This is a genomic window from Dryocola clanedunensis subsp. sulfonylureivorans, from assembly GCF_016756775.1.
GTDB classification, from domain to species: domain Bacteria; phylum Pseudomonadota; class Gammaproteobacteria; order Enterobacterales; family Enterobacteriaceae; genus Dryocola; species Dryocola clanedunensis.
The window spans coordinates 124,776-145,334 of record NZ_JAERMU010000010.1; the positions used below are offsets into that span (position 1 = coordinate 124,776).

Annotated in this window: 19 protein-coding genes; 11 read left to right on the forward strand and 8 right to left on the reverse strand. The window is 55.1% G+C overall.

Going from position 1 to position 20,559, the window contains the following annotated elements:
* Positions 1-209 precede the first annotated feature (209 nt).
* Positions 210-1,280: an AI-2E family transporter gene (locus HYQ67_RS12440; RefSeq protein ID WP_202303998.1), complete on the forward strand. Its 1,071-nt coding sequence runs from the start codon at positions 210-212 to the stop codon at positions 1,278-1,280.
* Between the two features lie 194 nt (positions 1,281-1,474).
* Here HYQ67_RS12440 and bcp read toward each other — a convergent pair whose 3' ends face one another.
* Complete coding sequence (gene bcp / locus HYQ67_RS12445; protein WP_202303999.1) at positions 1,475-1,945, reverse strand: thioredoxin-dependent thiol peroxidase; 471 nt, start codon at positions 1,943-1,945, stop codon at positions 1,475-1,477.
* A 15-nt stretch (positions 1,946-1,960) separates the two neighbouring features.
* Entirely contained in the window at positions 1,961-2,515 is a 555-nt protein-coding gene (locus HYQ67_RS12450) for a glycine cleavage system transcriptional repressor (protein WP_202304000.1), read from the reverse strand.
* Positions 2,516-2,660: 145 nt separating this feature from the next.
* On the opposite strand from HYQ67_RS12450, the gene dapA reads away from it, so the two are divergent.
* The 5 genes from dapA (at position 2,661) to HYQ67_RS12475 (ending at position 8,430) form a co-directional block, all read left to right on the forward strand.
* A complete protein-coding gene (dapA, locus tag HYQ67_RS12455; protein ID WP_202304001.1) occupies positions 2,661-3,539 on the forward strand; it encodes a 4-hydroxy-tetrahydrodipicolinate synthase in 879 nt (292 codons plus the stop codon).
* A 16-nt stretch (positions 3,540-3,555) separates the two neighbouring features.
* Complete coding sequence (gene bamC, locus HYQ67_RS12460) at positions 3,556-4,590, forward strand: outer membrane protein assembly factor BamC (RefSeq protein WP_202304002.1); 1,035 nt, start codon at positions 3,556-3,558, stop codon at positions 4,588-4,590.
* A 106-nt stretch (positions 4,591-4,696) separates the two neighbouring features.
* Entirely contained in the window at positions 4,697-5,410 is a 714-nt protein-coding gene (gene purC / locus HYQ67_RS12465) for a phosphoribosylaminoimidazolesuccinocarboxamide synthase (protein ID WP_202304003.1), read from the forward strand.
* A gap of 132 nt (positions 5,411-5,542) precedes the next feature.
* Positions 5,543-6,412: a KPN_02809 family neutral zinc metallopeptidase gene (gene ypfJ / locus HYQ67_RS12470; protein WP_202304004.1), complete on the forward strand. Its 870-nt coding sequence runs from the start codon at positions 5,543-5,545 to the stop codon at positions 6,410-6,412.
* 23 nt (positions 6,413-6,435) lie between these two features.
* Positions 6,436-8,430, forward strand: coding sequence for a tRNA(Met) cytidine acetyltransferase TmcA (locus HYQ67_RS12475; protein ID WP_202304005.1), 1,995 nt, complete (start codon positions 6,436-6,438; stop codon positions 8,428-8,430).
* Positions 8,431-8,472: 42 nt separating this feature from the next.
* On the opposite strand, the gene HYQ67_RS12480 is transcribed toward HYQ67_RS12475, so the two are convergent.
* Genes HYQ67_RS12480 through HYQ67_RS12490 form a run of 3 tightly spaced genes read right to left on the reverse strand, consistent with a single transcriptional unit; the run spans position 8,473 to position 10,186 of the window.
* Positions 8,473-8,664: a YpfN family protein gene (locus HYQ67_RS12480; RefSeq protein ID WP_034459091.1), complete on the reverse strand. Its 192-nt coding sequence runs from the start codon at positions 8,662-8,664 to the stop codon at positions 8,473-8,475.
* A 33-nt stretch (positions 8,665-8,697) separates the two neighbouring features.
* Entirely contained in the window at positions 8,698-9,825 is a 1,128-nt protein-coding gene (gene dapE, locus HYQ67_RS12485) for a succinyl-diaminopimelate desuccinylase (protein WP_202304006.1), read from the reverse strand.
* A 4-nt stretch (positions 9,826-9,829) separates the two neighbouring features.
* On the reverse strand, positions 9,830-10,186 hold the full coding sequence (locus tag HYQ67_RS12490; protein WP_202304007.1) for an ArsC family reductase: 357 nt from the start codon (positions 10,184-10,186) through the stop codon (positions 9,830-9,832).
* A 495-nt stretch (positions 10,187-10,681) separates the two neighbouring features.
* On the opposite strand from HYQ67_RS12490, the gene ypfM reads away from it, so the two are divergent.
* Positions 10,682-10,741 carry a protein YpfM gene (gene ypfM, locus HYQ67_RS12495; protein WP_087867655.1) on the forward strand — a complete coding sequence of 20 codons (60 nt, stop codon included), beginning with the start codon at positions 10,682-10,684 and terminating at the stop codon, positions 10,739-10,741.
* 133 nt (positions 10,742-10,874) lie between these two features.
* Here ypfM and acrD read toward each other — a convergent pair whose 3' ends face one another.
* The 3 genes from acrD to narQ form a co-directional block, all read right to left on the reverse strand.
* Positions 10,875-13,991, reverse strand: coding sequence for a multidrug efflux RND transporter permease AcrD (acrD, locus tag HYQ67_RS12500; protein WP_202304008.1), 3,117 nt, complete (start codon positions 13,989-13,991; stop codon positions 10,875-10,877).
* 149 nt (positions 13,992-14,140) lie between these two features.
* Positions 14,141-14,785, reverse strand: a complete 645-nt coding sequence (gene narP, locus HYQ67_RS12505; protein WP_202304009.1) for a nitrate/nitrite response regulator protein NarP — start codon at positions 14,783-14,785, stop codon at positions 14,141-14,143.
* The gene (gene narQ / locus HYQ67_RS12510; RefSeq protein ID WP_237391232.1) at positions 14,782-16,494 is read right to left on the reverse strand and encodes a nitrate/nitrite two-component system sensor histidine kinase NarQ; all 1,713 of its coding nucleotides are present in this window, start codon (positions 16,492-16,494) and stop codon (positions 14,782-14,784) included. Before narQ ends, narP begins: the two co-directional genes overlap by 4 nt.
* Positions 16,495-16,882: 388 nt before the next feature.
* Between narQ and napF the strand changes: the two genes are divergently transcribed.
* The 4 genes from napF to napB are packed head-to-tail and all read left to right on the forward strand — an operon-like array spanning position 16,883 to position 20,557.
* Positions 16,883-17,374, forward strand: coding sequence for a ferredoxin-type protein NapF (gene napF / locus HYQ67_RS12515; RefSeq protein WP_202304011.1), 492 nt, complete (start codon positions 16,883-16,885; stop codon positions 17,372-17,374).
* Positions 17,364-17,627, forward strand: coding sequence for a chaperone NapD (gene napD / locus HYQ67_RS12520; protein ID WP_202304012.1), 264 nt, complete (start codon positions 17,364-17,366; stop codon positions 17,625-17,627). The genes napF and napD overlap by 11 nt, the downstream gene beginning before the upstream one ends.
* A complete protein-coding gene (gene napA, locus HYQ67_RS12525; protein WP_202304013.1) occupies positions 17,624-20,110 on the forward strand; it encodes a nitrate reductase catalytic subunit NapA in 2,487 nt (828 codons plus the stop codon). Before napD ends, napA begins: the two co-directional genes overlap by 4 nt.
* 9 nt (positions 20,111-20,119) lie before the next feature.
* Positions 20,120-20,557, forward strand: coding sequence for a nitrate reductase cytochrome c-type subunit (gene napB, locus HYQ67_RS12530; RefSeq protein ID WP_202304014.1), 438 nt, complete (start codon positions 20,120-20,122; stop codon positions 20,555-20,557).
* Positions 20,558-20,559: the final 2 nt, after the last annotated feature.

Sequence of the window (20,559 nt, forward strand, 5' to 3'; positions counted from 1 at the left end):
GTTTGATCAAAGTCTAAATTCGACACGCTATGCGCGGTTTTGTTCGTTATTCGGTACGAACAATTTGTGGCATCACGAATGAAGAAAATCTTAACACTGAAACGACTAACGTTATTCTACATGGTACGAATTGGCTATAAAAAGCAAAGTCTTTCCTGTGACATTTAGATACAATCGCGGTTCGCACAATGCTGTCATGGAAGGGATGTATGCTCGAGTTGTTAATGCAGTGGTATCGGCGGCGGTTTAGCGACCCGGAGGCCATCGCATTGCTGGTCATCCTGCTCGCCGGGTTTGTCATTCTCTTTTTCTTCCACGGATTATTAGCACCGCTGCTGGTGGCTATTGTGCTGGCTTACCTACTGGAGTGGCCTACGGCGCGGCTGGAGCGGGTCGGCTGTTCACGAAGCTGGGCGACCAGCATCGTGCTTGTCCTGTTTGTTGGCATCCTGATGATACTTGTGCTGGTCGTCGCGCCGGTTGCCTGGCAGCAAGGCATTTATCTGATTCGGGATATGCCCGGCATGCTTAACAAACTTTCTGACTTTGCTGCTGCTTTGCCGAAGCGTTATCCGGCGCTGGTGGATGCCGGCATCATCGATGCTATGGCAGAAAATGCGCGTACCCGCATGTCGGGCATGGGCGATCAGGTCGTAAAATTTTCTCTCGCCTCACTGGTTGGCCTGATGACGCTGGCTATTTATCTGGTGCTGGTGCCGCTGATGGTCTTCTTCCTCGTTAAAGACAAAGAGCAAATGCTCAATGCCGTCAGACGCGTGCTGCCTCGTAACCGGGGTCTGGCAGGGCAGGTTTGGCTGGAGATGAACCAGCAAATTACCAACTATATTCGCGGCAAAGTGCTGGAAATGATCGTTGTGGGCATTGTGACCTACATCGGCTTTATTGTTTTTGGCCTGAATTATTCGCTGCTGCTGGCGGTGCTGGTGGGCTTCTCGGTGCTGATCCCGTATATCGGGGCGTTTGTGGTGACGATTCCGGTGGTTTGCGTCGCGCTGTTCCAGTTTGGCATGGGGCCGGAGTTCTGGACGCTGTTTGCCGTCTATCTCATCATTCAGGCGCTGGATGGCAACCTGCTGGTGCCGGTGCTGTTCTCCGAAGCTGTTAACCTGCATCCGCTGGTCATCATTCTGTCGGTAGTGATTTTCGGCGGTCTGTGGGGATTCTGGGGCGTGTTCTTCGCCATTCCGCTTGCCACGCTGATTAAAGCGGTGGTTCACGCCTGGCCGGATGGGCTGGTTATGGACGACGAGCATCCTTAGTCATGATTGTTGTGTCGGATGACGCTGCGCTTATCCGACCTACGGACACGAGATTTAGTAGGGGGGATAAGCGTAAGCGTCATCCACCAGTGGTGATTGCTGTGTCGGTTGACGTTGCGCTTATCCGACCTACGGCACAGGTTTGTCAGCAATAAAAAGCCGACTTGAAGTCGGCTTTTTTGATTTTTGCAGCACTAAGCGTTCTCTTTCAGCCAGTTCACCACAATATCGTGATGGTTGCTGGTTTTGAAATCATCGAACACCTTTTCAACTTTCCCCTCGCCGTCCAGCAGGAAGCTGATGCGGTGAATGCCGTCGTAGGTTTTGCCCATAAAGGATTTCTCGCCCCACACGCCAAACTGTTCGCAGACCTGATGGTCTTCGTCAGAGAGCAGGGTGAAGTTCAATAACTCTTTCTCGGCGAAACGCGAAAGTTTTTCGGGTTTGTCGGTGCTGATACCCAGCACTTCGACATTGGCTTTTTTCAACTCATCCATGTTGTCGCGCAGTCCGCACGCTTGAACGGTGCAGCCAGGCGTCATCGCTTTGGGATAGAAATAAACCAGAACGCGCTGTCCCTGGAAGTCGGTCAAATTTATTTGCTCGCCGTCTTGATCGGGCAGGCTAAATTTCGGTGCACTGTCACCGGCTTTCAGTGGGCTCATCACTACTCTCCGTCTTTAATCATCTTGCTGTGGATTCACCACGCTAATAGTGCCTTGTGCTTTAAGCTCTGTACATAGGGCTTTGAAGGCCTGTTCGATAATTGCTGCATCTTCCGATGCCGGGCTGTGGGCCGTCATTTGAATGTAGAGCTGTGGCGGCGTGTTTTCTTGCGCGGGCTGCGTGCGGGAAACCAGCTCCGCGATGTTCATCTGGTGTGTATGAAACAAATCCGTGAAGCGCTCGATTAAATGGGGTGAATCCGTCACCTCAACCTGCACCCAGACCGTGGCAGGCATTGCTGGCCTGTCTTGTGCGGCCGTACGCTTCATGACAATCAACAGGTCCAGCTCGGCGCCCTTGAGCGGCAGCGTCGATTCAATCAGGGTAATCGCGTTCCAGCTACCGGAAAGCAGCATAATGAACGTGAACTCTTCACCAAGCATCGCCAGGCGGCTGTCTTCAATATTACAGCCACAGCTGCTCACATGGCGGGTGATGGTATTCACAATTCCTGGGCGGTCAGCACCCAGAGCCGTAATGACCAGATAGTGGTGTGGTGAGGGCGTCAAACGTATTCTTCCTGTGAATCGGTGGGATATCCTAAGGAAAGCATAAAAAAATCCTGCATACAACCGTGTAGAGCCTCCTGGCGGCTTGCTTTTGATCCTGTACCAAACGTACCATTGAGGCACATGTTTGCACAGAGGATGGCCAATGTTCACGGGAAGTATTGTCGCGCTTGTAACACCGATGGATGAGAAAGGTAATATCTGCCGGTCAAGCCTGAAAAAACTGATTGATTACCATGTCGCCTGCGGAACCTCGGCGATTGTTTCGGTAGGCACTACCGGAGAGTCTGCTACGTTGAGTCACGACGAACACGGCGATGTGGTGATGTTAACGCTGGAGCTGGCGGACGGGCGCATTCCGGTGATTGCCGGGACGGGGGCAAATGCCACTTCCGAAGCCATCTCATTAACAAAACGCTTTGATAACAGCGGCATTATTGGCTGTCTGACCGTCACGCCGTATTATAACCGGCCGACGCAGGAAGGGCTGTACCAGCACTTCAAGGCTATCGCACAAAGCACCGACCTGCCGCAGATGCTGTACAATGTGCCGTCCCGTACCGGATGCGACATGTTGCCAGAAACGGTTGCCCGTCTGTCTGAAGTCAAAAATATTATCGGTATCAAAGAGGCCACCGGGAACTTAATGCGGGTCAACCAGATCAAAGAGCTGGTTGAAGGTGACTTCGTCCTGGTTAGCGGTGACGATGCCAGTGCGCTGGACTTCATGCAGCTTGGCGGCCACGGCGTTATTTCTGTTACGGCAAACGTAGCCGCGCGAGAAATGGCGGAAATGTGTAAACTGGCGGCCAATGGGCAATTTGCACAAGCGCGTGAGATTAATCAGCGCCTGATGCCGTTGCATAACAAACTATTTGTAGAACCCAATCCTATCCCGGTGAAATGGGCTTGTAGAGAGTTGGGGCTTGTGGCGACCGATACCTTACGCCTGCCAATGACACCGCTGACTGACGCAAGTCGTCCGGTGATTATCAGCGCGCTTAAGCATGCGGGTTTGCTGTAAAGTTTAGGGAGATTTGATGGCTTACTCAGTACAGAAGTCGATGGTAGCAACAGTTGCCGTGGTGTCACTTGCCATGCTGCTGTCCGCATGCAGCAGCGACCAGCGTTATAAGCGCCAGGTTAGCGGCGATGAAGCTTATCTGGATGCCCCTCCGCTTGCAGAAATGCACGCTCCGGCCGGCATGATTTTGCCGGTGGAGAACGGGCAATATAATGTTCCGGTTACCAACGGCAGTGGCGCAGTAGGCAAACAGCTGGACATTCGTCCACCGGCTCAACCGCTGGCACTGGTTAGCGGTGCGCGTACTCAATTCACCGGTGATACGGCTTCACTGATGGTCGAGAGCGCTCGTAGCGCCACGCTGTGGCCGCAGGTCGTCAGCGTTGTTCAGTCTAATAACTTCACCATCGACAAGCGTGATGACGCCAGCCAGTCGCTGAATACCGACTGGGTACAGTGGAACCGTGCAGACGAAGATGAACAGTATCGTGGCCGCTATCAGATCAGCGTCAAGCCGCAAGGCTATCAGCAGGCGGTGGTCGTTAAGCTGCTGAGCCTGGAGCAGGCGGGTAAGCCAGTCTCTGACGCAGCCTCCATGCAGCGTTACAGCGCGCAAATGCTCAACGTCATCAGTGCTGGTCTGGATAAGGTTCAGACTGACAGCCAGAATGCGAAAGACAGCCGTACTTCAAACCAGCTCGACGTACAGAGCGCCGCAGATGATACCGGTTTACCTATGCTGGTGGTTCGTGGTCCGTACAACGTCGTCTGGAGCCGCCTGCCAGCAACGCTTGAAAAAGTCGGTATGAAAGTGACTGACTCCACGCGTTCAACCGGCAGCATGGCCGTCACCTATAAGCCGTTGTCTGACAGCGACTGGCAGGACTTAGGGGCGAAAGACCCGGGCCTGGTCAGCGGTGACTACAAACTGCAAGTGGGCGACCTCGATAACCGCAGCAGCCTGCAGTTCATCGATCCGAAAGGCCATACGCTGACCCAGTCGCAGAATGATGCGCTGGTTGCCGCATTCCAGGCAGCGTTCAGCAAGTAACTTTAAGGGCCAGAGCAATCTGGCCTTTTTTCTGATAGCCTACGCAAACGTGTGCGTAGCCACAATTAGCGGAATTATTAGTTAAATCTCACCTGGAGTAAGAAAGATGCAAAAGCAAGCTGAGTTGTATCGTGGCAAAGCGAAGACCGTCTACAGCACCGAAAACCCGGATCTGTTGGTACTTGAGTTTCGCAATGATACGTCAGCAGGAGACGGTGCCCGCATCGAACAGTTCGACCGTAAAGGCATGGTGAACAATAAGTTTAACCATTTCATTATGGCCAAACTGGAAGAGGCAGGTATTCCTACCCAAATGGAAGCGTTGCTCTCCGATAACGAAGTGCTGGTCAAAAAGCTGGATATGGTGCCGGTTGAGTGTGTTATCCGTAACCGTGCCGCCGGCTCGCTGGTTAAGCGTCTGGGCATAGAAGAGGGAATTGAGCTGAATCCACCGCTCTTTGATCTTTTCCTGAAGAACGATGAGATGCACGACCCGATGGTTAACGAATCTTATTGTGAAACCTTCGGCTGGGTGAATAAAGAGAACCTCGCTCGCATGCGTGAGCTGAGCTACAAAGCTAATGACGTGCTGAGCAAGCTGTTTGATGAAGCGGGCCTTATCCTGGTGGACTTCAAGCTGGAGTTCGGTCTGTTTAATGGCGAAGTGGTCCTGGGCGATGAGTTTTCACCGGACGGCTGCCGCCTGTGGGACAAGAAGACGCTCGATAAAATGGACAAAGACCGTTTCCGTCAGAGTCTGGGTGGCCTTATTGAAGCCTATGAAGAAGTTGCCCGCCGTCTTGGCGTACAGATAGACTGATTTCCCCGGCAGAATCTTAAAGGCCGATTGTGTTTTGCACTTTCGGCCTTTTCACTGCTCGCTTCCTATGGTAATCCGGCCATTAACCACCTACGATCTACCTATTACAAGTTGTGAATAATGGGGTAGGTTATGCGTTGGCAAGGTCGTCGCGAAAGCGACAATGTTGAAGACAGACGAAGTCATTCTGCTGGCCCAAGTATGGGCGGCGGCAGGATGCGTATTCCACGCGGTAAAGGCGGGATAATTCTGCTGGTCGTTGTGGTTGTTGCAGGCTATTACGGCGTGGACCTTTCCGCGCTGCTTGGTGGTGGTCAGCCACTCACCCAGCAAACCACCCAACGCTCAATCAGCCCAAACGATGACGATGCGGCCAAATTTACCTCGGTCATCCTTGCGACAACGGAAGACACCTGGGGACAAATTTTTCAGCAGATGGGGCGCACCTACCAGCAGCCGAAGCTGGTGATGTACCGCGGTGCCACACGCACCGGCTGTGGTACGGGTCAGTCAGTTATGGGGCCGTTCTACTGCCCGGCGGACAGCACCGTTTATATCGATCTCTCCTTTTATGATGAAATGAAAACCAAACTGGGTGCCGACGGCGACTTTGCTCAGGGGTATGTTATTGCCCATGAAGTGGGCCACCACGTGCAGAAACTGCTGGGTATTGAGCCGAAAGTGCGTCAATTGCAGCAGCATGCTACCCAGGTTGAAGGTAACCGTCTGTCGGTGAAAATGGAGCTTCAGGCGGACTGCTTTGCTGGCGTCTGGGGGCAAAGTATGCAGAAACAGGAAGTGCTGGACGCGGGCGATCTGAAAGAGGCGCTTAACGCTGCGGAAGCCATTGGCGATGACCGTTTGCAACAGCAAGGGCAGGGCCGTATTGTTCCTGATAGCTTCACTCACGGCACCTCCGAGCAGCGCTATACCTGGTTTAAACGTGGATTCGACAGCGGCGATCCGGCGCAGTGTAATACATTTGGCAACAGCATCCGCTAGCGATAGCGAGAAGGAACGCGAGCATGGAACAGCTTAGGCAGGTCACTTCTGGTATGGCCAGCAGCGGTGTTCGCCACATGCTGGTTATCGCGGGCGATGCAACCTGGAGCAGCCAGCAGGTGGACCTGCTGGTCGGCCAGATCCCGGGCGACTGGCTATGGGTGGGCGTTGCGCCTGAGCTTCCTCTGAACTGTTCGCCATCCGCCGTGCGGACGCTACTGGGACGTGAGTTTTTACATGCTGTGTTCGATGCTCGCAGTGGCCTGGATGCCGAAGCGCTGGCGGCCGTTGCGGGCACCTTAAAAGCGGGTAGCTGGCTGGTTCTGCTCGCCCCGGACTGGGAGCGCTGGCCGACGCTTCCCGATGCAGACTCTTCTCGCTGGAGCGATCGTCCTCAGGCTATCGCCACGCCGAACTTTATCACCTATCTTCAACAGTGTGTGCTGGCAGACAGCGAGTCATTTCTCTGGCAGCAGCACCATCCACTACGTTTACCGGAATTCAGCGCCCGGCCTGAATGGCACCCCGCGAATGGAGCACCGGAGCAGGAACAGGCGGACATTCTCGCCGCTTTGCATACGCACTCTTCTGGCGTCGCCGTTGTGACCGCACCGCGCGGCCGGGGGAAATCTGCGCTGGCGGGGATGCTCATCCGCAGCCTTGAGGGAGAGGCCATCGTTACGGCACCCACTCGGGCTGCAACGGATGTGCTGGCCCTCCACGCAGGGGAGAAATTCAATTTTGTGGCTCCGGACGCGCTGTTGATCCAGCCTGAGATCGCGGCTGCAGACTGGCTGATTATCGACGAAGCTGCCGCTCTTCCGGCCCCGCAGTTGCGTAAATTGATTGCTCTCTTCCCCCGAACCTTACTGACCACAACGGTTCAGGGTTATGAAGGCACCGGGCGCGGTTTTTTATTGAAGTTCTGCGCAGGCATTGATTGCCTGGTGCGCTACACCCTCTCAACACCGGTCCGCTGGGCAGCAAACGATCCGCTCGAAAACTTAATCGATAATATTTTGCTGTTCGATGAGGCAGATATCACTACCGTGACCGTTAGCGCCATCGAGCTTAACGCCGTGGAACAGCGTGATAGCGAACAGCTCCAGCAGATGTACCGCTTGTTGTCCGGGGCGCATTACCGAACGTCACCGCTGGACTGGCGAAGAATGCTTGATGCTCCCGGGCAACACTTCATCGCGGCAAGCGCGGATGACGACACCGTCGGGGCAGCCTGGCTGGTGGAGGAAGGTGGATTAGTTGATGATCTAAGCCGCGCGGTATGGGCCGGTTTTCGGCGTCCGCGGGGGAACCTGGTCGCGCAATCTTTAGCTGCCCACGGTGGGAGCCCGCTTGCGGCTACTCTACGGGGTCTGCGTGTGACTCGTATTGCGGTACATCCGTTGCGGCAGCGCCAGCAAATTGGCCAGCAGATGATCGCTATGGCAACAGTCCTCGCCCGGCGAAGCTTTGACTATCTCTCTGTCAGTTTTGGCTATACCGATGAGCTTTGGACGTTCTGGGAAAGCTGCGGGTTTGTGCTGGTCAGAGTGGGCAGCCATAAAGAAGCGAGCAGCGGCTGTTATACCGCCATGGCTTTGCTGCCACTGAGTGAAGAAGGGGAGGCGCTTACCCGTTACGAAGAGCAGCGTCTGGCGCGCGATATCACCTGGCTGCAGCCGTGGATTGATGAGCCGCTGCCGGTGATCCCAGCCCCAGAGGCTGCGCTAAGTCATGATGACTGGTATGAACTGGCCGGATTTGCCTTTGCACATCGCCCCGTCGAGGCCTGTCTCGGCTCCCTTAATCGCCTGCTTCAGGTGAGTGAGTTGCCGCTCAACGCCCTGCGGAGCAGAGTGCAGAAGAGGCTGACGACGGAACAGGTTTGCGAGCGTCTGCGCCTTTCCGGGCGAAAAGCACTGCTGACGGCAATGCGTCAGGAAGTGGGGCAGGCGCTGGATTCACTCGATAAACCGCAAAGCGAAGCGCTTAAAGCGACCGTGACGAAATATGACTGAAGGGGCGTAATCCTCTCCCGGGGGAGAGGATTAGGGAAAGTATTAAGGCTTCTTCTTAGGGAAATCGTCTTCGTCATCCCACTTGTCGTTAAAGTCACGATGCGGGGGTAACTCGGGTTTGTTTGCCATGTACTTCTTCGGGTCGATACGTTTCAGGTCCTTAATCACGTTAAGGAAAATGCCTAACAGCAGCACCAGAACGATAATCCACCAGTAATGCGAGAGCCATTCCATGCCGGTACCTCCAGACTTTAGTTATACAGCCCGTCAGGCGACGAGCTGTTCCATAATACGCTGATACATGCGGGCCAGAAGCTGCAGGTCGGCGGCGTTAACACACTCGTTAATCTTATGAATGGTCGCGTTCACTGGCCCCAGCTCCACAACCTGCGCGCCCATTCGAGCGATAAAGCGTCCATCCGAAGTCCCGCCGGTCGTTAACAGCTGCGGTCTGATCTCATTATAGTGCTCAACGGCATTGACTACCGCATCGACCAGCTTTCCGCGTGAGGTCAGGAACGGCTGGCCAGACAGCCACCAGTCGAGGGTGTAGCGCAGCTGGTATTTCTCAAGCAGGGCGACGACACGCTGTTTGATGTCGGCATCGGTCAGCTCGGTGCTGAAGCGGAAGTTGAACTGGACGAACATGTCGCCGGGAATAACGTTGTTGCTGCCAGTACCAGCCTGAACGTTAGCAATCTGCATGCTGGTTGCCGGGAAGAACTCATTGCCTTTATCCCACTCGATACCGACCAGTTCGTTAAGCATTGGTGCGGCGCGATGGACCGGGTTGTCGGCGAGGTGGGGATAAGCGACATGTCCCTGAACGCCATGAATAGTCAGATTACAGGTCAGTGAACCGCGCCGACCATTTTTAACCACGTCCCCCACAACTTCCGTGCTGGAAGGCTCACCCACCAGACAGTAGTCCAGACGTTCACGGCGCTCCATCAGCGTTTCAACCACTTTGACCGTGCCGTTTTTAGCGCTGGCTTCTTCGTCTGAGGTGATCAGGAACGCCAGGCGACCACGGTGGTCAGGATGCTGGGCGACGAAACGTTCGGCGGCAACAACCATTGCCGCAAGCGACCCTTTCATGTCTGCCGCTCCTCGGCCAAACAGCATACCGTCGCGAATAGTGGGTTCGAACGGTGGGTTAATCCAGCGATCCGCATCGCCTGATGGCACGACATCGGTATGGCCAGCAAACGCCAGCGTTTCGCCTTTTCCTCGCCATGCCCAGAAGTTTTGCGTATCGCCAAAATCCATATGTTCGACGGTAAAACCAATTGCGCGCAGCCGCTCAATCAGCAGCGCCTGGCAACCGGCATCGTCTGGGCTGAGGGAGGGGCGGCGGATAAGCTGTTGCGTCAGCTCGATAACCGGGCAGGACATAGCACTATACCTCGTTGATAAACTGCTGATAGTTCGTTTCGTTGAAACCCAGCAGCATAGGCTGCCCGGGCGCGCAGAGCAATGGTCGTTTAATGATTGCAGGCATTTCCGACATCAGTGCGGCAGCACTTGCGGCGTCTGTAATTGATTCACGGCGAGCTTCATCCAGCTTGCGCCAGGTCGTCCCCCGCGTGTTTAGCAGCGCTTGCCAGCCAAGCTCCGCGATAAAACTGTTCAGGAGTTCAGCGTTGAGGCCATCTGCGCGGTAATCATGAAACTGATATTCCACGCCGTTCGATTCCAGCCAGCGGCGAGCTTTTTTGATGGTGTCACAATTTTTGATGCCGTAGAGGGTGATCATGGAGGTTCAATCCTTTTGTCGAGATTCTGAATGTTTAGTCAGATAATTCGCATGAATAAAAAATTGGTCATAAAGTACCACGGAAAAATATAATCTGATAACTACGCTTACCGTCAGATAATATAACCATTGCGCCATGGTTCGAATAATATTTCATCAATTCTGCATGCGTCGTGGCCCTTCAGTAATTGAAAAACAGCGTGTTGGTGAATTTTCACCTTAACCTAAATTGCATGATTAAATACCTCTCTCATGGCTCCGTTCCGCTTACTCACGCCATGAATCGCTATCCTAAAAAAACATACAAAAATTCTGAAATTCACAGAAATATTTTGTTTCAGGTGACTGGTCACATTATTCATATCATCTCGGGTTAAGATAAGAGATATACGCAACAGGTAATATGCGATGGTGGGCCTAATGGCCGCTATCGAGGATGCCTTCCCACCGTAAGGTGAATTGCGTATAATTAAAGCAATTATAAGAGAGGCAGTTATGATTGAGCATGAATTAGGGAACTGGAAAGATTTCATTGAAGATATGCTTCGTAAATGATCTGACCGGACACGAGTAAGAGCAGGATGTTCTTATTGAAATACTTCTGTAAGACGCACCAGCAAGTTTCATCGATGTACCAGCAAAAAGGCGACCGAAAAGGCCGCCTTTTTTGTTGTCCGCTTTTGGCGAATTAGTCGCTGTGTGGCTCTTTGAGCGGGAATCGGCGGCGCACCAGCACAAAGAACAGCGGCACAAAGAAGATAGCCAGTACGGTTGCGGAGATCATACCGCCCATCACCCCTGTCCCGACGGCGTGCTGGCTGCCGGAGCCTGCGCCGCTGCTGGTCGCCATCGGCAGGACGCCAAAGATAAAGGCCAGCGAGGTCATCAGGATAGGGCGTAAACGCTGGCGGCAGGCATCCATCGTTGCCGACACCAGTTCGCGTCCCTGGGCATTAAGATCGTTAGCAAACTCGACGATTAAGATGGCGTTCTTGGCCGAAAGGCCGATGACCGTCAGCAGGCCAACCTGGAAGTAAACGTCGTTTTCCAGCCCCCGCATCCAGGTGGCAAGCAGCGCCCCGATCACACCCAGCGGCACCACCAGCATGACCGAGAACGGCACCGACCAGCTTTCATACAGTGCCGCAAGGCAGAGGAAAACGACCAGCAGTGAAATGGCGTAAAGCGCCGGAGCCTGTGCACCGGAGAGACGCTCCTGATAAGACATCCCCGTCCACTCCAGCCCAAAGCCGTTCGGCAATTTTTTCACCAGCTGTTCCATGATATCCATGGCGGTACCGGTACTGACGCCCGGCGCAGCCTCGCCTACGATCTCAAGGGCCGAATAGCCGTTATAGCGTTCCAGACGAGGCGAGCCAGATTCCCAGTGTGAGCTGGCAAAGGCAGAGAAGGGCACCATGCCGCCGTCTTTATTGCGCACGTACCACTGATTAATGTCGTCCGGGAGCATGCGGAATTTAGCGGCCGCCTGCACATAAACCTTTTTCACGCGGCCACGGTCCATAAAGTCGTTCACATAGCTCGAACCCCACGCGGTTTGTAACGTGTTGTTGATGTCATCAATGGAGACGCCCAGCGCCTGAGCCTTACGCTGATCGATATCGATCTGCATCTGCGGGCTGTCGTCCAGACCGTTGTGACGCACACGGGTCAGCAGTTTTTCGCCGTCGGCCATGTTCAGCAGCTGGTCGCGAGCGGCCATCAGCGCGTCGTGCCCGGCACCGCCGTGGTCCTGCAGCTCCATATCAAAACCTGCCGCGTTGCCCAGGCCGCTGATTGCCGGAGGGCTACTGGCTATCACGCGCGCTTCTTTGATTTTACTGAAGGCTTTGGTGGCCCGCTCGATAATGGCGAAGGAGCTGCTGTTATCCGGGTCGCGGTCGTCCCAGTCTTTCAGACGCACAAACATACGCGCCACGTTCTGCCCGTTCCCGCCGGGGCCTGCGCCGATGGTTGAAAATACGGACAGCACGTTATCTTTTTCTTTCGTCAGATAGTACTTTTCGATTTTCTCTACGACTTTCGCCGTCTGCTGCTGCGTGGAGCCGCTTGGTAACTGCACTGAGGTGGTAAACACTCCCCGGTCTTCCAGAGGCAGGAACGACGTAGGCAGGCGCAGGAACAGGAACACCATGCCGCCCAGCAGCACCACGTAAATCAGCATCCAGCGGGCGCTGTGAGTCAGAATTTTGCCCACGCCGTTTTCGTAGCGAAGGGCGTTGCGGTTGAACATCCTGTTAAACCAGCCGAAGAAGCCTTTCTGGCCGTGATGTTCACCTTTGTGCAACGGCTTAAGAAGCGTGGCACAGAGCGCTGGCGTAAGGATTAACGCCACCAGCACCGACAGAACCATCGCCGAAACAATCGTAATCGAGAACTGGCGGTAGATAGCACCGGTGGTGCCGCCAAAAAACGCCATTGGCACGAACACGGCGGAAAGTACCATCGCGATGCCGACCAGCGCGCCCTGTATCTGGCCCATCGATTTGCGGGTTGCCTCTCTGGGCGACAATCCCTCTTCGCTCATGATGCGCTCGACGTTCTCCACCACCACGATGGCGTCATCGACCAGCAGGCCGATGGCCAGCACCATGGCGAACATCGTCAGGGTGTTGATGCTGTAGCCGAACGAGTAGAGCACGGCGTAGGTGCCCAGCAGCACCACCGGGACGGCGATAGTTGGGATTAGCGTCGCTCTGAAGTTCTGCAAAAACAGGTACATGACGAGGAATACCAGCAGGATAGCTTCGAGCAGGGTTTTCACTACGTCTTTGATGGAGGCTTTTACAAACGGCGTGGTTTCATAGGCGATTTTCGCTTCCAGGCCATGCGGGAAATATTGCGACAGCTCCTCGATTTTAGCGCGGGCGAGTTTGTCGGTTTCCATCTCATTGGCGCCGGAGGCGAGTTTAATCCCCAGCCCGGAAGCCGCCTGGCCGTTATAGCGGCTCAGATAGTCATATTTTTCTGCGCCCAGCTCAACCGTTGCCACGTCGCCCAGGGTCACCAGCGAACCGTCCTGATTCACGCGCAGGGTAATATCTTTAAATTGCTGTGGCGTTTGCAGTAAAGACTGGGAGTTAACGGTAGCGTTTAAGGCCTGCATATCTACTGAAGGGGTGCCACCAAGCTGACCAACGGCAATCTGCGCGTTCTGGGAGCTGATGGCGTCCACCACGTCCTGGGTGGTCATCTGATAGCTGGTCAGTTTGGTCGGATCGAGCCAGATACGCATGGAATATTGCGAGCCGTAGGCGTCCACGTCACCCACACCGTTAATACGGCTGATAGGATCCTGGATATTACTCGCCACGTAGTCAGCGATATCCTGCTTATCCATGCTGCCGTCGGTGGAGACGAAGGCAATCATCAGGATGTTACTGTCGCCGGTTTTACGCACCGTCACGCCCTGCGTCTGCACATCCTGCGGCAGTTTACGCAGCGCGGATTGCAGCTGGTTCTGCACCTGCTGCACGGCTTCATCCGGGTCGGTTCCCGCCTTGAAGCTCAGCGTAATGGTGGCCTGACCGGTGCTGCTGCTCTGGGACGACATATACATCATGTTGTCCAGACCGGTCATGTTCTGTTCGATGACCTGCGTGACGGTGTTTTCCAGCGTCTGGGCAGAGGCGCCAGGATAGTTGGCCGTAATGCGCACGTTTGGCGGCGCGAGATCCGGGTATTGCTCAACAGGGAGCGAAAATATAGCAAGCGTACCGGTGAGGCACAAAATAATGGCCAGCACCCATGCAAAAATGGGGCGATTAATAAAGAAATTCGCCATCTGGTCGGGACCTCGTAAGCACTTCAGACTGTCATAATGGGGGCAGTTGACACTGTAGCCCTAACCGTAAGCCCAAACGTGGAGAAATTGAGGAGATAGTGTAAATGATTTTAGCCTGCCGTTTCCTTCTGCGCCTGTGATTCAAGAGGTTAAATCCCCCGGCTTTCGAAATAGAGGACAGTTGCCGCCACGCGTGAGCGAACCTGTAACTTACGTAACAGATTGCGGATATGCACTTTAACCGTCTCTTCCGAAATATGCAGGTCTGCCGCTATCTGCTTGTTAGACAGGCCACGAGCCACTTCCTGCAGCACATCCAGCTCTCGCTCCGTCAATGAGGCAAACGGATCAATGTCGGGCTTTTCCGCGCCACGGTTGTGCAGATACTCTGCAACTTGGGCGCTGAACGCTTCACCACCTTTAGCACCGCGGCGGATATCATCCAGTAACACTTCAGGATCGCTGTCTTTGAGTAGATAGCCGTCGGCACCCGCATCAATCAGCGTGAAGATATCGCTTTTCGAGTCGGAAACGGTCAGCACAATGATGCGTGCGCTGATGCCTTCCCGGCGCAGGGCTTGCAAGGTATCCAGCCCGCTCAGCCCTTTCATATTCAGGTCAAGCAGGATCAAATCCGGGTTAAGTCGATTTGCGAGGCTGATGGCCTCTGCGCCGCTGCTGGCCTCGCCTGCAACCAGAAAGCTGGCGTCAATTTCCAGCAGCTGGCGAATGCCTCGTCGCATCAGCGGATGGTCGTCGACGATCAGGACTTCATAAATATTTTGCTCTTTCATTGCTGCTCCTGCGTTTTGTTATTGTTATTGTCTGCGTTCGATGAACGAAACGTTATCGAAATCAGCGTCCCACCCTGAACGGGGCGGGAAATGGTTAGCGTGCCGCCCAACTGGGCCGCACGTTCATGCATGATGTTTAAACCGTAATGACCTTCCGGCTCGTTCAGGCTGGCAATACCGCTGCCATTATCAAGAATAGTTGCCGAATGTTCACCCTCATGAGAGCTGGCGCAGGTTACGGTAATGTCCTGCGCAGCGGCGTGTTTAATGGCGTTAAGCACGGCCTCGCGAACGATTTGCAGCAGATGCACCTGCTGCTGAGCGTCCAGCGCCTGGGTTGGCATGGTGCAGCTGAGGTGAATGGTTGCCTCCGTTTGTTGGCGGAGCGGGGCAATCATCTCCCGGAGTGCGGCGGGCAGGTCTGCCTGTTGCAGCGTCAGGCGGAACGTGGTCAACAGTTCGCGAAGCTGTTGGTAAGCATCGTTTAGCGCCTGGGAGAAATCGCCGATGATCTGCCGGGCTGCCTGGTTCTCTTCCGGCACCGAGCGCTTAAGCAGCGCCAGCTGGATACGTAAAAACGACAGTACCTGAGCGAGAGAGTCGTGCAGTTCGCGGGCGATTGTCGCGCGTTCTTGCATCAGCAGCAGCTGCTGATAGTGCTTCTGGGCCTGGTTGAAGTAAAGCCCTCGCCCCAGCATATTCGCCACGCTTTGCATCAGCCCCAGCGGCGGCGTGCCGGCACTGGCTTGCCAGCGTAGCTGGCCCATTTCGTCGTCCTGCTGCATGACGGGCACCGACTGCCAGGGCACATCCTGCTGCTGATAGCCCTCCTGCAAGAGCCAGTTTTCACCAACCTGTAGCTCCAGGTAGCCCACATTTTCATTTTGACGCACCAGCTGCAAAATTTGCATGAAGCAGTGACGATCAATGGTGCTGACATTGAGAGCCTGTGAGCAGGAATAGAGCACTTCCAGGGTGCGATTGGCCTCCTGTAGGCTCACGGTTTTTTGCTCGACTTTCTCTTCCAGCGAACGATAAAGCCGTTGTAGCTCATCCGCCATACGCGTGAAGCTATGCGCCAGCAAACCGATCTCATTCGGTAGGGTGGTATCGAGCGGGGGAAATTTGAACTCACCTCGCTCGATGGACTCACTGGCAAACATCAGCTTATTCAGGGGAGTCACAACCTGATGGCGGAAACGACGCAGGGTAAAAAACACCAGCAGGAAGATGGCGACAAAGCCAATCACCGAGGTGGCGACAACCTGCATCATTTTACGTTCGGCGTAATGCTGTAGAGCGAGCACATACTCATCAATTTGCGTCACATAATCCGCAATATTAGCGTCGTACCACGCTTTGTCTCCCTGGCGTATATGTCGTTCCATATGGGCCCATGTTTCGTTAAGGGCATTATACTTTTCGAGTACCTCTGCGGGTATCCACAGGCGGCCCGGATTGATCAGCGCCTGAGAGCCTAACGTCCTGTTATAAATCGCCAGGTGTTCTTCAATTCGGCTGCTGTTGCCCTGCAAATCGTAACCCAGGCGGTAACTCTGCATGCGCAGCGAACCTGCGATATTCACCGCCTCGGCATCTCTCAGGCTGCTGGCAAGCGTCACCATTGCCACGCCTGTGGAGAGCAGGGAAAGCAGAACGATATAGAAAAAGGCGCGGGCGAGGCTTGCCCGGACCGAGCGTTGCACCATCACAAGGCGACAGTCTCCAAAAATTAGTGGTGGGCGAAACGTACCAGAAAGCCGTACAGGCTCAAACGTTTGTTGACGTTATTTCGGCACAGCTTCCAAAACTGAAGTTTGCCGTTAACGGCTCACGATCGGAACTTTTGCATTAGTTTTACAACAGCATCTGACGCTTTATTAGCAGGGTGTCATGGTAAGTTGTTCTCCTTCCCGGCAAACCGTATTCCTCTTTGATCCTACAACGGTATTTACCCCTTTAGGGGGATGCCGCTACTCCCCCTTTCTCACATAACGTACCCCCTATATAAAAACCCGTAAAAAATGACGGAAATAAGAGTGGTTTATTTGTCGGCTGCAGCTCAATGACCGACGTTTGTCACGCAAGGATGAACCAATGGCTAATCTAACACGACGTGGTTTATTAACCGGTAGCTGGCGCGGGAATGCGACGGCTTTTCGCCCTCCCTGGAGCGGCGATGAACACCATTTCTTGCTTGAGTGCCAGCGCTGCAACAGTTGCCTGCCGGTTTGTGAAACTCGTGTTTTACGGCGCGGGCAGGGCGGCTACCCCGAAGTGGATTTTTCGCTGGGAGAATGCACATTCTGCTATGCCTGTGCCGAAGCGTGCACGCAACAGATTTTCAGCCCGCGAGGGACGTCCCCCTGGGAGCACACGCTGTTTATCGGCGATACCTGCATGGCCTACAGCCAGGTTGAGTGCCGCAGTTGCCAGGATGCCTGCGAGCCGCAAGCCATCACTTTTATTCCCTCCTCGCAGGGGATTTCGCTACCCCAGCTTAATCGCACTACCTGTAACGCATGCGGTGGTTGCATTTCCGCCTGTCCGGTATCTGCGCTAACCATGAGGCACGCTGATGCAAACTAGCTGGCACGTCTGCGGCCTGGTCGTCCAGGCTCACCCCCAACATATCGCTACCGTCAGCGCCGCGTTAAGCGAGCTGGAAGGCAGTGAAGTTGCCGCCAGCGATGCCGAACACGGCAAGCTGGTCGTTGTAATGGAAGCCGCACAAAGTGATGCGCTGCTTCGTCAAATTGAGTCGGCACGCAATATTGCAAACGTGCTGGCGGTGTCGCTGGTTTATCACCAGCAGGATGAGCAAGGTGAGGAAACAGCATGAAACTCAGTCGTCGTAGTTTTATGAAGGCGAACGCCGTCGCGGCCGCCGCAGCGGCGGCAGGCCTGAGCGTGCCAGCCGTGGCCCGTACGGTGGTCGGCAAAGAAGAAACCATTAAATGGGATAAGGCCCCGTGCCGTTTCTGCGGCACCGGCTGCGGCGTGCTGGTTGGCACGCAGAATGGCCGTATCGTGGCAAGCCAGGGTGACCCTGAAGCGCCGGTTAACCGTGGCCTGAACTGCGTTAAAGGCTACTTCCTGCCGAAAATCATGTACGGCAAAGATCGTCTGACCCAGCCGCTGCTGCGCATGAAAGACGGCAAATTTGATAAAGAAGGCGAGTTCGCACCTGTAAGCTGGGAGCAGGCCTTCGACATTATGGAAGAGAAGTTCAAAACCAGCCTGAAAGCTAAAGGGCCAGAATCCGTCGGGATGTTTGGTTCCGGCCAGTGGACCGTCTGGGAAGGCTACGCGGCGGCGAAGCTGTTCAAAGCAGGTTTCCGCACCAACAATATCGACCCCAATGCGCGCCACTGCATGGCCTCAGCGGTAGTTGGTTTTATGCGCACCTTCGGCATGGATGAGCCGATGGGCTGCTATGACGATATCGAACAGGCGGATGCCTTCGTGCTGTGGGGCTCCAATATGGCGGAGATGCACCCGGTACTCTGGTCGCGCATCACTAACCGTCGGTTATCCAACGATAACGTTGATGTTGCCGTCCTCTCGACTTTCCAGCACCGCAGCTTTGAGTTGGCGGATAACGGCATGGTGTTCACGCCGCAGAGCGATCTGGTCATTCTTAACTATATCGCCAATTACATTATTCAGAATAATGCGGTAAACGAGGCGTTCTTTAAGCAACACGTTAACCTGCGCAAAGGCGTGACGGATATCGGCTATGGCCTGCGTCCAACGCACCCGCTGGAAAAAGCGGCGAAGAATCCAGGTTCTGATAAATCCGACCCGATGACCTTCGACGAGTACAAAGCATTTGTTGCGGAGTACACGCTGGAGAAAACCGCCGAGATGAGCGGTGTACCCACCGACCAGCTGGAAGCGCTGGCGAAACTCTATGCCGACCCCAATAAGAAAGTCATCTCCTACTGGACGATGGGCTTCAACCAGCACACCCGTGGCGTGTGGGCGAACAATCTCGTTTATAACCTGCACCTGTTAACCGGCAAGATTTCAAAGCCCGGCTGCGGTCCGTTCTCGTTAACCGGCCAGCCTTCCGCCTGCGGCACCGCTCGCGAAGTCGGGACTTTCTCACACCGTCTGCCTGCGGATATGGTGGTGACCAACGACAAACACCGTGCAATCGCGGAAAACACCTGGCAGCTGCCTGCGGGCACCATTCCTGCCAAAGTCGGCCTCCACGCCGTCGCCCAGGACAGAGCGCTGAAAGACGGCAAGCTCAACGTCTACTGGGTAATGTGCAACAACAACATGCAGGCCGGGCCGAACATTAACGAAGAGCGCATGCCGGGCTGGCGCAATCCGCGTAACTTCATCATCGTCTCCGATCCTTATCCCACCATCAGCGCGCTGTCGGCGGATCTCATTCTGCCAACGGCAATGTGGGTGGAAAAAGAGGGCGCTTACGGCAACGCCGAACGTCGCACCCAGTTCTGGCGACAGCAGGTTAAGGCGCCGGGCGATGCGAAATCGGATCTCTGGCAGCTGGTTGAGTTTGCGAAGCGTTTCAAAGTGGAAGAGGTGTGGCCTGCGGAGCTGGTTGATCAGAAGCCGGAATACCGCGGTAAGACGCTGTTCGACGTGCTGTTTGCCAGCGAAAACGTCAGCAAATTCCCGGTCAGCGAGCTGGCTGAAGATCAGCTTAACGATGAATCCCGCGAGCTGGGCTTCTATCTGCAAAAAGGGCTGTTCGAAGAGTACGCCTCTTTTGGCCGCGGCCACGGGCACGACCTGGCTCCGTTCGACGATTACCACAAAGCGCGCGGCCTGCGCTGGCCGGTGGTGAACGGCAAAGAGACGCTGTGGCGCTACAGCGAAGGCCACGATCCTTACGTGAAGGCGGGCGAGGGCTTTAAGTTCTACGGCAAGCCGGACGGCAAGGCGGTGATCTTTGCGCTGCCGTTTGAGCCAGCGGCGGAATCGCCGGACCAGGAGTATGACCTGTGGCTGTCAACCGGCCGCGTGCTGGAGCACTGGCATACCGGCACCATGACGCGTCGCGTGCCTGAGCTGCATCGCGCCTTCCCTGAAGCCGTGCTGTTCATCCACCCGCTGGATGCGAAATCCCGCGATCTGCGCCGCGGCGACAAAGTGAAGGTGATGTCCCGCCGCGGTGAGATTATCTCCATCGTTGAAACGCGCGGGCGCAACCGTCCGCCGCAGGGGCTGGTCTACATGCCGTTCTTCGATGCGGCGCAGCTGGTCAACAATCTGACGCTCGACGCCACCGACCCGCTCTCCAAAGAGACGGATTTCAAAAAGTGTGCCGTGAAGCTGGCGAAGGTCTAAGGGGACATCATGAAAAACAAAATGTTATTCCAGTGGATGGCGGCGCTTACCCTGCTGGTTAGCGGGGCGCTGTGGGCAACCAACGGCGTGGATCTCAGCCAGTCGCCGGAGGTTTCCGGCACTAAGCTCGGCACGGTACATATGCCTAAACAGCAGGGCCGCATGGCGCTGAACTATGTGAACCAGCCGCCGATGATCCCGCACAGCGTGGACGGCTACCAGGTCAGCAAAAACACCAACCGCTGCCTGGCGTGCCACGGCGTGCAGAGTTATCGCACTACCGGCGCGCCTCGCGTTAGCCCAACGCACTTTATGGACAGCGATGGCAAAGTGCTCGCCGACGTGGCCCCGCGCCGCTACTTCTGTCTGCAGTGTCACGTGCCGCAGACCGACGCCGCGCCGATTGTGGAAAACACCTTCACGCCTTCTAAAGGCTTTGGGAACTAGAG

Coding starts and splice junctions, on each gene's coding strand:
- HYQ67_RS12440 (WP_202303998.1), top strand. CDS start 210: ATGCTCGAGTTGTTAATGCAGTGGTATCGGCGGCGGTTTAGCGACCCG.
- bcp (WP_202303999.1), bottom strand. CDS start 1,945: ATGAGCCCACTGAAAGCCGGTGACAGTGCACCGAAATTTAGCCTGCCC.
- dapA (WP_202304001.1), top strand. CDS start 2,661: ATGTTCACGGGAAGTATTGTCGCGCTTGTAACACCGATGGATGAGAAA.
- bamC (WP_202304002.1), top strand. CDS start 3,556: ATGGCTTACTCAGTACAGAAGTCGATGGTAGCAACAGTTGCCGTGGTG.
- purC (WP_202304003.1), top strand. CDS start 4,697: ATGCAAAAGCAAGCTGAGTTGTATCGTGGCAAAGCGAAGACCGTCTAC.
- ypfJ (WP_202304004.1), top strand. CDS start 5,543: ATGCGTTGGCAAGGTCGTCGCGAAAGCGACAATGTTGAAGACAGACGA.
- HYQ67_RS12475 (WP_202304005.1), top strand. CDS start 6,436: ATGGAACAGCTTAGGCAGGTCACTTCTGGTATGGCCAGCAGCGGTGTT.
- HYQ67_RS12480 (WP_034459091.1), bottom strand. CDS start 8,664: ATGGAATGGCTCTCGCATTACTGGTGGATTATCGTTCTGGTGCTGCTG.
- dapE (WP_202304006.1), bottom strand. CDS start 9,825: ATGTCCTGCCCGGTTATCGAGCTGACGCAACAGCTTATCCGCCGCCCC.
- HYQ67_RS12490 (WP_202304007.1), bottom strand. CDS start 10,186: ATGATCACCCTCTACGGCATCAAAAATTGTGACACCATCAAAAAAGCT.
- acrD (WP_202304008.1), bottom strand. CDS start 13,991: ATGGCGAATTTCTTTATTAATCGCCCCATTTTTGCATGGGTGCTGGCC.
- narP (WP_202304009.1), bottom strand. CDS start 14,785: ATGAAAGAGCAAAATATTTATGAAGTCCTGATCGTCGACGACCATCCG.
- narQ (WP_237391232.1), bottom strand. CDS start 16,494: ATGGTGCAACGCTCGGTCCGGGCAAGCCTCGCCCGCGCCTTTTTCTAT.
- napF (WP_202304011.1), top strand. CDS start 16,883: ATGGCTAATCTAACACGACGTGGTTTATTAACCGGTAGCTGGCGCGGG.
- napD (WP_202304012.1), top strand. CDS start 17,364: ATGCAAACTAGCTGGCACGTCTGCGGCCTGGTCGTCCAGGCTCACCCC.
- napA (WP_202304013.1), top strand. CDS start 17,624: ATGAAACTCAGTCGTCGTAGTTTTATGAAGGCGAACGCCGTCGCGGCC.
- napB (WP_202304014.1), top strand. CDS start 20,120: ATGAAAAACAAAATGTTATTCCAGTGGATGGCGGCGCTTACCCTGCTG.